The sequence below is a fragment of the Cupriavidus sp. UYPR2.512 genome (assembly GCF_000379565.1).
In the GTDB taxonomy this organism is placed as follows: domain Bacteria; phylum Pseudomonadota; class Gammaproteobacteria; order Burkholderiales; family Burkholderiaceae; genus Cupriavidus.
The window spans coordinates 12,813-25,309 of record NZ_KB902964.1; the positions used below are offsets into that span (position 1 = coordinate 12,813).

Annotated in this window: 10 protein-coding genes and 1 pseudogene; 8 read left to right on the forward strand and 3 right to left on the reverse strand. The window is 68.4% G+C overall.

Annotation, left to right across the window (positions count from 1 at the left end; all coding sequences use genetic code 11):
- The first annotated feature begins 10 nt into the window (after positions 1-10).
- On the forward strand, positions 11-811 hold the full coding sequence (locus A3A5_RS0113810; protein ID WP_018311157.1) for an ankyrin repeat domain-containing protein: 801 nt from the start codon (positions 11-13) through the stop codon (positions 809-811).
- 69 nt (positions 812-880) lie between these two features.
- Here A3A5_RS0113810 and A3A5_RS0113815 read toward each other — a convergent pair whose 3' ends face one another.
- The gene (locus tag A3A5_RS0113815) at positions 881-2,596 is read right to left on the reverse strand and encodes a long-chain fatty acid--CoA ligase (RefSeq protein ID WP_018311158.1); all 1,716 of its coding nucleotides are present in this window, start codon (positions 2,594-2,596) and stop codon (positions 881-883) included.
- A 236-nt stretch (positions 2,597-2,832) separates the two neighbouring features.
- Here A3A5_RS0113815 and trxA point away from each other — a divergent pair, with 236 nt between their 5' ends.
- A complete protein-coding gene (gene trxA / locus A3A5_RS0113820) occupies positions 2,833-3,678 on the forward strand; it encodes a thioredoxin (RefSeq protein ID WP_018311159.1) in 846 nt (281 codons plus the stop codon).
- Between the two features lie 69 nt (positions 3,679-3,747).
- On the forward strand, positions 3,748-4,125 hold the full coding sequence (locus tag A3A5_RS0113825) for a cupin domain-containing protein (protein ID WP_018311160.1): 378 nt from the start codon (positions 3,748-3,750) through the stop codon (positions 4,123-4,125).
- 6 nt (positions 4,126-4,131) lie between these two features.
- Here the strand turns inward: A3A5_RS0113825 and A3A5_RS0113830 are convergent, their stop codons facing one another.
- Positions 4,132-4,572, reverse strand: coding sequence for a bacteriohemerythrin (locus tag A3A5_RS0113830; protein ID WP_018311161.1), 441 nt, complete (start codon positions 4,570-4,572; stop codon positions 4,132-4,134).
- 123 nt (positions 4,573-4,695) lie between these two features.
- On the opposite strand from A3A5_RS0113830, the gene A3A5_RS0113835 reads away from it, so the two are divergent.
- On the forward strand, positions 4,696-5,274 hold the full coding sequence (locus A3A5_RS0113835; RefSeq protein ID WP_018311162.1) for an ATP-binding protein: 579 nt from the start codon (positions 4,696-4,698) through the stop codon (positions 5,272-5,274).
- A gap of 22 nt (positions 5,275-5,296) precedes the next feature.
- Here A3A5_RS0113835 and tcdA read toward each other — a convergent pair.
- Positions 5,297-6,162, reverse strand: a pseudogene (gene tcdA, locus A3A5_RS38545) (tRNA cyclic N6-threonylcarbamoyladenosine(37) synthase TcdA).
- Between the two features lie 211 nt (positions 6,163-6,373).
- On the opposite strand from tcdA, the gene A3A5_RS0113845 reads away from it, so the two are divergent.
- The 4 genes from A3A5_RS0113845 to A3A5_RS0113860 all read left to right on the forward strand — a co-directional run bounded on the left by A3A5_RS0113845 (position 6,374) and on the right by A3A5_RS0113860 (position 12,485).
- Positions 6,374-8,731, forward strand: a complete 2,358-nt coding sequence (locus tag A3A5_RS0113845; protein ID WP_018311163.1) for an AsmA family protein — start codon at positions 6,374-6,376, stop codon at positions 8,729-8,731.
- Between the two features lie 303 nt (positions 8,732-9,034).
- A complete protein-coding gene (locus A3A5_RS0113850; RefSeq protein ID WP_018311164.1) occupies positions 9,035-10,228 on the forward strand; it encodes an MFS transporter in 1,194 nt (397 codons plus the stop codon).
- 144 nt (positions 10,229-10,372) lie between these two features.
- Positions 10,373-11,011, forward strand: a complete 639-nt coding sequence (pdxH, locus tag A3A5_RS0113855) for a pyridoxamine 5'-phosphate oxidase (protein WP_018311165.1) — start codon at positions 10,373-10,375, stop codon at positions 11,009-11,011.
- Positions 11,012-11,243: 232 nt separating this feature from the next.
- Positions 11,244-12,485 carry a cyclopropane-fatty-acyl-phospholipid synthase family protein gene (locus A3A5_RS0113860; protein WP_018311166.1) on the forward strand — a complete coding sequence of 414 codons (1,242 nt, stop codon included), beginning with the start codon at positions 11,244-11,246 and terminating at the stop codon, positions 12,483-12,485.
- The last annotated feature ends 12 nt before the right edge of the window (positions 12,486-12,497 follow it).

Sequence of the window (12,497 nt, forward strand, 5' to 3'; positions counted from 1 at the left end):
AGCTGCCGCCATGACGCGCCCCGCCTCCCGCACCCGCAGACAGGCACTCAACGAGCTGCTGGGCCTGATGGGATTGCTGATGGGGGGCGGCCTGCTGGCGGCCCAGGGCGGGCAAACCCTGGCGGCACGGCCCGCCGGCGGCGCGGCCAGCCAGCCCGCCGCCCACCCGCCGCGCAGCGCGGCCATGCAGCCGCCGCCACGCCGCGACGCCATCGGCACGCTCGACCGCAACCTGATCACCGCCGCCGGCGCCGGTGACCAGGAACTGGTGGCGCGCCTGCTGGCCGCCGGCGCCTCGGCGCGCGCGGCCGATGAACGCGGGCGCAGCGCCCTGCTGGCGGCCGTGCAGAACCGGCACACCGAAGTCGCGCGCACGCTGCTGCTGGCCGGCGCCGATGTGAACCTGAAGGACGCCGATGCCAACAGCCCCTTCCTGCTGGCAGCCGCCACCGGCCAGGCCGACATGGTGCGCCTGGCGCTGGCGCACAGCGCCGACCTGGCCAGCACCGACCGCTATGACGGCACCGCGCTGATCGCCGCCAGCCAGCATGGCCATGTCGAGGTGGTGAAGCTGCTGCTGAAGGCCGGCGTTGCCGTGGACCATGTCAACGACCTGGGCTGGACCGCGCTGCTGGAAGCGGTGATCCTGGGCGATGGCAGCACCCGCTACGAGGAAACGGTGCAGTTGCTGCTGGATGCCGGCGCGGACGCCAACCTCGCCGACCGCGAAGGCGTGACCCCCACGCGCCATGCGCGCGAGCGGGGCTACAAGACGATGGTGAAGATGCTGATGCGGGTGCGGGGGCATTGAGGGCCGGCACCGCGTTAATGAAAAAGGCTGGTCGATCGACCAGCCTTTTTCGTTGGCTGCCCGGCTGCCTCAGGCTGCGGGCTTCTCCCCTGCGCCCGTGTTGCGCGCATTCTCGCTTTCCTGCAGATGGCGCCACATCACCTTGCCGGTGCCCGACTTCGGCAGCGCCTCGACGAACTCCACCACGCGCGGGTACTTGTAGGCGGCCATGTTCTCCTTGGCCCATTCGATGATCTGCTCCGGCGTGGTCTTGCCCCTGGCATGGGCGCGCAGCACCACCACCGCCTTGACGGTCTCGCCGCGGTACGGGTCGCGCGTGCCGATGATGCAGGCCTCCTGCACGTCCGGATGCTTGTACAGCAGGTTCTCGACCTCGGCCGGCCACACCTTGAAGCCCGATGCATTGATCATGCGCTTGAGGCGGTCGGTGATGAAGAAGTAGCCCTCTTCGTCCATGCGGCCCAGATCGCCGGTGCGGAAGAAAGTCTTGCCCTCGAACTCGATAAAGGCTTCGCGGGTGGCGTCCTGCTTGCCCCAGTAGCCCTTGAACACCTGCGGGCCGCTGACGATGATCTCGCCGATCTCGTTGGGCGGCAGTTCCTTGAGCGTGACCGGGTCGACCACGCGCGCGTCGGTGTTGAAGGTCGGCACGCCCAGGCACTGCAGCTTGGGCCGGTCCGACGGGTTGCTGTGCGTCGGCGCCATGGTCTCGGACAGGCCGTAGCCTTCCAGATAGCTCAGCCCGAACTGCTCGCGCAGGCGCTCGGCCACGGCCTGTGGCATGGCCGCGCCGCCGCCCCCGATATAACGCAGGCTGGACAGGTCGAACTGGCCCATGTTGGGGCTGGCCAGGAAGTCGATCACCATGGTCGGGATATTGGTCCAGTGCGTGACCTGGTAGCGCGAGATCAGGCGGCCGGCCACCTCGCGGTCCCAGCGCGGCAGCATCACCACGGTGGCGCCGCTGTAGATCGGGCCGTTCATGCCGTACTGCATGCCGGTGACGTGGAACAGCGGCAGCACCGACAGAACCACCGATTCGGCGCCCGAGCCCGACCAGGTCGCGCCGCCGACGATGTTGTGCATCACCGAGCGGTGCGTGTGGATGCAACCCTTGGGGAAGCCGGTGGTGCCCGAGGTGTAGGGCATCACCGCCATGTCGTCCGGGCCGGCGGTGTGCGGGCCGGGCTGCAGGCCGGCGCCCAGCGCCTCGGGCCACGCGGTGGCGCCCGCGGGCAGCGGATGCGGCGTGGTCAGCCAGGCTGGCGGCGCGTCTTCCGGGTGTTCGTGCGTGGGCGGCAGTGCATCGGCATACTGGGTCACCAGCAAATGCTGCAGACGCTCGGCCGGCGCCAGCTCCGCCTGCGCCTGCTCGACCCCGGCGGCCAGGTCGGCGGTGAAGATCGCCACGCGCGCCTGCGCATCGGTCACGTAATGCTTGAACTCCTCGGCGCGGTTCATCGGGTTGACCGGCACCACCACCGCGTCAGCGCGCAGGATGGCGTAGTAGCTGACGATGAACTGCGGGCAGTTCTGCATGTACAGCAGCACCCGGTCCCCCTTCCTCACGCCCGCCTTCTGCTGCAGCCAGCCGGCCAGCGCGGTGGCCTGCGCCTCCAGTTCACGAAAGGTGATGGCATTGCCGAAATAGCGGACTGCGGCCTTTTCGGCATAGCGGAGCGCCGAGACCTCCAGGTTGGCCCAGATCGAGGTCTCCGGCAGCACGATGGCGGTCGGCAGGCGCTTCGGCCAGAACTGGAAATGCGGGCGGGCTGGGGTCTGCATGCAACGTCTCCTGTGCGGTCTCGCGGACCGGGTCTTTCGGTATGGTCAAGGACTATAACCGAACGATCGTTCTATTTTCAACCAGAGACTTTCCCGAACACTGCGGGCGCGGGATTGGCACGGGGCGTTGCATTCGGCGCCTTCGCCCTCACAATAGAGGTATAGATTGCCCTGACTTGCCCCTTCGGGCGGCCCGCCGCTGGCCGCTCCCGCCTCTCCCAGATCCAGGATTCCCCATGAGCGACGTCACCCTTCAGAATTTCGAGACCGAAGTGATCGAGGCCTCGCGCCAGGCGCCCGTGCTGGTCGACTTCTGGGCGCCGTGGTGCGGTCCCTGCCGCACGCTGGGCCCGATGCTCGAACGGCTGGAGGCCGAGGCCGGTGGCCAGTGGAAGCTGGTCAAGGTCAATGTCGACGAGAACCAGGACCTGGCCGCGCACTTCGGCGTGCGCAGCATTCCGCACGTGGTGGCAATTACCGACGGCCAGGCGGTGGACCAGTTCATCGGCGTGCTGCCTGAGTCCGGCCTGCGTGAATTCCTGGGGCGGCTGATGCCCAAGCCCGCGCAGATGGCCCTGCACGAAGCGCTGCAACTGGCCGCCGAGGGCGACCGGGCCGGCGCCGAGGCGAAGTTTGACGAAGCCATTGCGCTCGACCCCGAGACCGATGCCGCCCGGCTGGCCTATATCGGCTTCCTGCTGGACGGCAATGCGATCGCCGCCGCCAGGTCGCAGTTCGAGGCCCTGTCGCCACAGGCCGCGCAGCAGGACGCCCATGCCGCGCTGCGCACGCGCATGGATGCGATGGAGGGCCTGTCCGGCCTGCCAGACGAGCCCACCCTGAGCGGGCGCATCGCCGCCGACCCGCGCGACCTGGCGGCGCGGCTGGACCTGGCCAGGCTGCTGATTGCGCGCCAGCAGTACGAGCCGGCGCTGGAGCAGTTGCTGGAAATCGTGCGCACCGACCGCACCTTCGAGGACGATACCGGCCGCAAGACCATGCTGTCGGTGTTCGAGATGCTGGCCGACCGGCCCGACGTGGTGTCACACTGGCGCCGCCAGCTGAGCACTGCGCTGAACTGAGAGGCCGGGCCGCGGCCCCGGCGCGGTAAACTGGCGGACTCACTTCCGCCATTTTTCTTGCCAGCCGCCATGCCAGCGCCCCGCCTGATCGACTTCAAGACCGAGCCCGCCCCCAGCCACGACCGCCCGCGCCCAGACCGGCTGGTGTCAGGCAACCCCGACCGCACCACCTGGACGCACTACAGCGCGCAGCACGGCGACTTCGACTGCGGCATCTGGGCGTGCGAACCCGGGGCCTGGCGCATCGCCTTCCCGGCCGGCAAGGAAGAGTTCTTCCATGTCATCAGCGGCCGGATCCGCATCAGCGACGATGCCGGCCAGGCCTGTGACTTCGGCCCCGGCGACGCCTGCGTGATCCCGGCCGGCTTTACCGGGCTGTTCCAGGTGCTGGCGCCGGTGCGCAAGTATTTCGTGGTGATCGACCGTGACGCCGCCCACCTGGCCTGATTGCGCTCAGGCCGCGGTGACGGGGCCTTCGACCAGCGTGAAGCCGTGCTCGCGCATATGCGCCACCATCATCGCGTCCATCGACTTGACATGATGGTCGAACCAGCCTGAGAGCTCGGCCACCAGGCGGCGGCCCAGCTGGAACTCGGCATCGGTGTGCACCTTGTCGCGCACCGCGGTGGCCACGGCCAGCACCTGCTGGTGCTCGCCCGCGTGGCAATGGCGCGGGCCGAAGCCCATCGCCTCCATCCACTGCTCTTCCTGGGCGAAATGATGGCGGGTATGGTCGATCCATTCGTCCATCGCCGCCAGGAAGCCGGCGTCGTCGGCGCCGGCCACCGCGGCCAGCAGCTGCACGAACTCGGCATGGGTGGCGTCGGTGACCGGTTCGCCCAGATGGAGGTGGCCCGGCAGGCCGGCGCAGGAAAGCTGGTCTTTGGCGTCCATGGGATCGACGGCAATCGTTGAGGAAAACCGCAAGGATACCGAATCGGCGCGGCCCGGGCCTGATCTGGCGCAAGCCAGGGGTATGCTGTGGGCGATGCGCCCTGTCCGCTACACCTATCCCTCATGCCACGACTGATCTTCTTCTGCGGCCATGCCGGCACCGGCAAGACCACCCTCGCCCACCGCCTGATCGGCCCGCTGATGCAGGCCACCGGCGAGCCTTTCTGCCTGCTCGACAAGGACACCCTGTACGGCCGCTACAGCGCCGCAGCCATGGCCGCGATCACCGGCGACCCCAATGACCGCGACAGCCCGGCCTACCTGGACAACCTGCGCGACCCGGAATACCAGGGGCTGCTCGACACCGCGCGCGAGAACCTGGCGCTGGGCATCAGCGTGATCGTGGTCGGCCCGCTGTCGCGCGAGGTCAAGGCCCACCTGCTGCATGACCCCGAGTGGCTGCACGTGCCCGCCGGCACCACGGTGCGCACGGTCTGGGTTCATCTGCCGGAAGACGAGGCCCATGCACGCATCATCCGGCGCGGCAATCCCAACGACGCCTACAAGCTGGGCCACTGGGAGGCCTACCGCACCCGGCGCTTCATGCCGGCTCCCAAGGACTATCCGGAACTGATCTTCTTCGACAACCAGGCACCCGGCGACGCCGAGATCGACGGGCTGCTGCGCGCGCTGATCGCCTGAGCGGCCGAGCGGCCGAGCGGCTTCAGCCGCGCGCGATCTCGCCGATCACCGCCGACGCCGCGACAAAACCGAATACCGCCGTCACCGCCACCGACGAGCCAAAGCCCGCGCACGCCAGCCCCTGCGGGCCGCGCATGGCTGGCCCGGCTGCCCGTCCACCGGCGGTGCCTCGTCGATCTCGCAGGCCTGCTGCTCGGGTTCCGGGTATTGCAGTGGCTCGTCCGAATAGACCGCGGCAATGCCGAACTTCTTCTTCGGGTCGCGCGTGAAGCCCCATTGCTTGCGCAGGCCGGCGCGCACCTTGGACAGCAGCGGGTCCTGGATCGTGCGCGCCAGGTCGTCGATACGCACGCGCGTGGGGTCGAGCTGGCCGCCCGCGCCGCCGCAGGTGATCACCGGCACGCCCTGGCGCCGGGCCCAGCCGAGCATCCCGGTCTTGACGCGCACCGCGTCGATGGCGTCGATCACGTAGTCATAGCCGGCGCCGAGCAGCTCGGGCACGTTGTCCGGCGTGACGAAATCATCGACCTGCGTTACCTGGCAGCGCGGGTTGATGGCCACGATGCGCTCGGCCATCGCCTCGACCTTGGCGCGCCCGTAGGCATCGCCCAGCGCATGGATCTGGCGGTTGGTGTTGGACAGCGCGATATGGTCCAGGTCGATCAGCGTGATGCGCCCGACCGCATTGCGCGCCAGTGCCTCGGCCGCCCAGCTGCCGACGCCGCCAACGCCGACCACGCACACGCTGGCCGCCTCCAGGCGGGCCAGGCCGGCGGCGCCATAGAGCCGCGCCACGCCGCCGAAGCGGCGGTGGTAGTCATCTTCGGCCGGGCTTTCGTGGGTCAGCGGCTCGGGCAGGCCGGCCAGGTCGCGTGCGGCATCGTTCATACTGGAGGAATCAGGTCGATGGAGGTCGGCAGGGCAGGCGCCCGGCTGCGCCGGGGCAAGAATCCGGCATTTTCCGGCGGCGATGTCAGCCAATCGCCGACAAAGTCAGGAAGCGCGCAACTATACAATAGACGTGCAGTGGTCCGTTCGCCGCCCCGCGCTGGCGTGGGCGGGCCCGGACCTGCCCCCGCCAGACAGGAGAGGCCGCCTCATGCCCGTGCGCCGCAAGGTTGTTCTGTGGAGTGTGCTGACCCCGGTTGCGCTGATCGCGCTGCTGGTGGTCGTGATCCTGACCTTCGACTGGAACCGCCTCAAGCCCTGGCTCAACGACCGCGTCTCGCAGGCCATCGGCCGGCCCTTTGCCATCAACGGCGACCTGACCGTGACCTGGCGCCACGGCGAGGGCGAGAAAGGCTGGCACACCCTTGTGCCGTGGCCGCGGCTGTCGGCGCGCGACATCACCATCGGTAATCCCGACTGGGCCAAACAGCCCCATCTGGCAAGCGTGCGCGAACTGATCTTCGTGCTGCGTCCGATACCGCTGCTGGCACACCAGATCGCAGTGCCGACCATCGTTGTCGACAGCCCGGCGGTGTGGCTGGAGCGCCTGCCGGACGCCCGCAACAACTGGACCCTTGAGTTCGGCCCCAAGAAGGGCCCGTCCGAATGGGAACTGGATATCGGCGAGGTGGTGCTTGCGCGCGGCAACCTGGCGCTGGCTGACCAGTTCAAGAAGATCGAGCTGCAGGCGGAGCTCGACACCATCGGCGACAACCCGCTCTATGACAAGGCCCGCGACGGCGCGCTGGTGGCGCCCGAGGCGTCCCAGGTGCCGCCCGGGCCGCCCGCCAGTGCGGCCGCGGCCGCCTCCGCGCCGGCGGCTTCGGCATCCGGCGCGGCCAGCGCACCCGGGGCCTCGGGCCCGCCAGCCTCGGCCACCGCCGCCAACGGCCGCTACGGCATGCGCTGGAAAGCCACCGGCCGCTACAACGAGGCCACCATCAACGCCAGCGGCAAGGCCGGCACGGTGCTGAGCCTGCGCAATACCGACGTGCCCTTCCCGATCCTGGCCGATGTGCGGGTTGGCACCACCCGCGCCGTGATCGAAGGCACCGTGACCAACCCCGCCCATCTGGCCGCGCTGGACATGCATCTGACGCTGACCGGCGACAGCATGGCCAAGCTCTATGCGCTGACCGGGGTGGTGCTGCCGTCCACGCCCCCGTATCAGACCCGCGGCCGGCTGATGGCAACGCTGCGCAAGCAAGGTTCGGTCTACGAGTACCAGAAGTTCACCGGGCGCGTCGGCGGCAGCGACCTGTCCGGCACGCTGACCTTCACCAAACGTGACCCGCGCCCGTTGCTGGCGGGCAACCTGGTGTCGAACCAGCTGCGCTTTGTCGACCTGGCCCCGCTGATCGGCGCCGATGCCAAGCCCGGCCGCCCCGCCAAGGACAGCCCGGTAGCCCAGCCCTCTGACAAGGCACTGCCGGTGGCCCCGTTCCGCACCGAGCGCTGGGACGAGATCGACGCCGACGTGCGCTTCACCGCCAAGCGCATCATCCGCGATGCCGAACTGCCGATCAGCGACCTGGTCACCCACCTGAAGCTGCAGGACGGCGTACTGCTGCTCGACCCGCTCAACTTCGGCGTGGCCGGCGGCAACCTGGTGTCGACCATGCGCCTGGACGGCAAGCGCGAGCCGATGGGCGCCATGGTCGACATGACCGCGCGCCACATGAAGCTCAAGCAGCTGTTCCCCACCTTTGACCTGATGCGCGCCAGCATCGGCGAACTCAACGGCAGCGCCAAGCTCTCGGCCACCGGCAATTCAGTGGCGGCGCTGATGGCCTCTTCCAACGGCGAAGCCAAGCTGCTGGTCGAGAACGGCACGGTCAGCAAGTTCCTGCTTGAAGCGATGGGGCTGAATCTGGGCAGCGTGGTGATCCGCAAGCTGTTCGGCGACAAGCCGGTGCGGATCAACTGCGGCGTCAGCGACTTTGCCTTCACCGACGGCATCGCGCGCGCGCGCACCTTCGTGCTGGATACGGACGATGCGGTGATCGAGACCACCGGCGGCATCGACCTGCGCAATGAAAAGCTGGCGCTGACCATCCATCCGGACTCCAAGGGCCTGCGCGTGTTCTCGCTGCGCTCGCCGCTGTATGTGGGCGGCACCATGAAGAAGCCGTCCGTCAGCCCCGATATCGGGGTGCTGGCGCTGCGCGCCGGCGGCGCGCTGTCGCTGGCGCTTCTGGCACCGGTGGCGACGGCGGTGCTGCCGCTGGTGGACCTGTCCCCGGGCGGCGAAGACAACCTGTGCGCAACGCTGCTGGCTGACCTGCGCAAACGCCCGGTCGCGCCGCCACCGGGCAAGACCTACAAGGATCCGCGGACCGGCAAGAGCGGCATGGTCGCAGGCAAGCCGATCCCGAAGGAAACGCCGGGCACCGCCGCGCAGGCTGACGCCCAGACCCGCCAGCCGGCACGCCCCGGCGAGCGCGACGAGCGCAAGCTGCCGCCGGCGCCGACGCGCCCGGGCAACGATGCCTTGTACAAGGGCAATTGAAGTGCGTGCGCAGTGTGTCGCCTGGCGGCCACGCGTCCGCCCTTGCCTGAAGCAAAATCGCAACACTTTGCCCCGCTGCGACGCCCTGCCGCACGCAGCCGTTGTGCCGCGCCCACGCCCGGCGCATAATTAAACGGCCATTTACAAGAAGTTTAAGCATGGCAAGCATCGGAGGCGGCGCGGGTTCGCCCGTCTGCATCCTTCTGAAGGCGCGGCTGCGGCCGCCCTTTGTTTCCTCTTTGTTTCCCGCCTCGGCATGGCCGCCGGCCGCCATGAGCGCGGTCACCGCGAGCCCCCGTTCCCATGTCGCTGCCGCACGCCGCCGTCCCGCCGATCACCTGGCTGATCGCGCTGACGGTGTGCAACCACGTGGCCTTCAATGCCAGCCGCGTGGTGGTGTCGCTGTTCGCCATCTCCCTCAAGGCCTCCACCGTCACGCTCGGCGTGCTGATGTCGCTGTATGCGGTGCTGCCGATGCTGCTGGCAATCCGCGCCGGCAAGCGCATCGATGAGATCGGGCCGCGCAAGCCGATGACCGCCGGCTCGCTGATGGTGGTGGCGGGCACGCTGCTGCCGGCGCTCTGGCACGACCTCGGCGCGCTGTACCTGTCATGCGCGCTGATCGGCGTGGGCTTCATGCTGGTGCAGGTGGCAATGCAGCTGCTGATCGGCCAGGTCTCCACCAGTGAGACCCGGCTGCGCAACTACACCTGGCATGCGCTGGGCCTGTCGGTGTCCGGCACGCTCGGGCCGGTGGCGATGGGCTATGTGATCGAGAATGCGGGCTTCCGCCCCGCCTTCGTGGTGCTGGCGGCGGTGGGGCTGGTCGGCCAGGCCGGCCTGCAATGGGTGCGTCCGCGCCTGCCGGCGCAAGGCGGCAATGCCGGGCGCATCGCCATCGAGGACGGCAGCCGCCGCTCCACACTGGACCTGCTTCAGCATCCCGAGCTGCGCGCGGTCTTCATCGCCAGCGCGGTGCTGTCCGCCGCATGGGACCTGCACGCCTTCCTGATCCCGATCCAGGGCTCGCGCATCGGCTTGTCGCCGTCGTCGATCGGCTGGGTGCTCGGCGCCTTCGCCATTGCCACCTTTGCCATCCGCGTAGCGATGCCGGCGGTGTCGCGCCGGCTCTCGGAGTGGAAGATCATCCGCGGCGCGCTGCTGGTGGGCGCGCTGGCCTACCTGGTCTACCCCTTCGTCACGCAGTTCTGGCTGATGTGCGGGCTGGCCTTCGTGCTGGGCCTGGCGCTGGGCAGCGCCCAGCCCAATGTCATGAACATCCTGCACACGGCGTCGCCGCACGGCCGCGCCGGCGAGGCACTGGGCTTGCGCTCGGCGGTGCTCAATACCAGCCAGGTGGTGTGGCCGCTCACGTTTGGCGTGGTCGGCACGGCGCTGGGCATGCTGCCGATCTTCCTGTCGATGGCGGGCGCAATGGGCGCGGCCGGTTACTACTCGCGGCGCCAGGGGCGCAAGGTGCTGCCACCGCCGGTTTAGCCCCCCTGCAGGTGACGCTGCCAATACGCTTGTCGCCACGCAAATGCGATCCCCGATGCATTCGCTATACTCGAATCAGCCGGACCTGCGGCCCCCGCCCCCGGGCGCACCGCGCATCCCGACCGATACTCTGATGATTGCGACATGACTCAACTTGCCGACCTTCGCCGTACCTATGTGCTGGGCTCTCTGTCCGAAACCGACGTAGCGCCCGACCCGATGAGCCAGTTCAAACGCTGGTTCGACGAGGCGGTCACGGCCAAGCTGCCCGAACCCAATGCCATGACCCTGGCCACGGTCGACGCCGACGGCCAGCCGTCCGCGCGCATCCTGCTGCTCAAGGGCATCGATGACCGGGGCTTCACCTTCTTCACCAACTATGAAAGCCGCAAGGGCCTGGACCTGGCGGCAAACCCGCGCGCGGCGCTGCTGTTCCACTGGGTGCAGCTGGAGCGCCAGGTACGCGTCGAAGGCCGCGTCGAGAAAGTCTCGGACGACGAGAGCGACGCCTATTTCGCCACGCGCCCGCTGGGCTCGCGCGTGGGCGCCTGGGCCTCTGCGCAAAGCCGCGAGGTGCCCGGCCGCGACGTGCTGGAGCAGCGCGAGCAGGAATACCGCAGCAAGTTCGGCGAAAACCCGCCGCGCCCGCCGCACTGGGGCGGTTACCGCCTGGTGCCGACCGCGCTGGAGTTCTGGCAGGGCCGGCCGTCGCGGCTGCACGACCGTATCGCCTTCCGCCTGCAACCCGGCGGCGACTGGCAGATCGTGCGACTGTCGCCCTGACGAGGCTGGCGCGCGTCTGAACATGCGCCAACAGCGCCGAACGGGTCGCTAGTGGAGTCTTCTGGGCGGTGCGCTGCACAGGCTGCGTAATTGGATTAAAGTGAGACAGGCGTCGCTTGGCTACTCTTTTCTTGCAGCGTTCGCGACGGATTGGGCAAGGTTCCAGCTCAGTACCAACCTTGTCTGATGCGTCGGCCGAAGCGTGTGCCGCAACCATCGGGAGGTAAAGCGCATGTTTTTCAAGCAAGCCCTGGAAAAGCAACTCGACAATTGGATCGCCGACCTGCGAGAGAATGCCGATCTGCCGGTCAGCTTGCGGCTGTGGAATGGCACCGAATACCCGCTCGGGCACTTCGACAAGCCGGCTGTCACGCTGACCGTACGCGAGGCCGCGGCCCTGCCGCTGCTGCTGACGCCGAGCCTGGACAACCTGGGCGAAGCGTATGTGCAGGAGAAAATCGACTTCGAGGGCAGGCTGACGGACATCATCAAGGTCGCCTACGGCTTCTCGGCCGCGGCCACGCACCGCGCCGGCGGCGCGCTGTTCAAGGTGGCGCAGCACTTCGCGCATACCAAGCAGGAAGACAAGAACTCGATCCAATACCACTACGACGTCTCCAACGACTTCTACAAGCTGTGGCTTGATCCCAACATGGTCTACTCCTGCGCCTATTTCGAGCACGGCGACGAAGACCTGGCCACGGCGCAAGTCAAGAAGATCGACCACATCCTGACCAAGATCCGGCTGCAGCCGGACCAGACCCTGCTGGACATCGGCTGCGGGTGGGGCGCGCTGGTGCTGCGCGCCGCGCAGAAGTTCGGTGCGCGCTGCGTGGGCATTACGCTGTCGCAGAACCAGTTCGACCTGGCCACCGAGCGCGTCAGGGCCGCGGGCCTGTCCGACCGCATCGAGATCCGGCTGCAGGACTACCGCGACACCGCCGGCACCTTCGACCGCATCACCAGCGTCGGCATGTTCGAGCATGTGGGCAAGGACAACCTGCCCGGCTATTTCAGCCGCATCCGCGAACTGCTGGCCGACGACGGCTATGTGATGAACCACGGCATCACCTCGCCCGACCCGGACAACGGCGCGACGCCGATGGACGGCGCCGAGTTCATGGACCGCTATGTGTTCCCGCAGGGCGAGCTGCCGCATATCGGGCTGGTGCTGCGCACGCTGCAGCAAGGCGGCCTGGAAGCCTTCGACGTCGAACTGCTGCGCCGCCACTACGCGCAGACGCTGCACCACTGGGCCGACAACTTCGAGGCCCGCGGCGACACCATCCGCAGCCTGGTCGGCGAGAAGAAGTACCGCATCTGGCGGGTCTACCTGGCCGGCTGCGCGCATGCCTTCGAGACCGAGAAGATGTCGATCTACCAGGTGGTCTGCCACAAGGCCGGGCTGCCGGCCGATACCCTGCCGTGGTCGCGCCGTTATATCTACGACCAACCCATTGGCCGCAACGACTGAAGGCAACGCTGG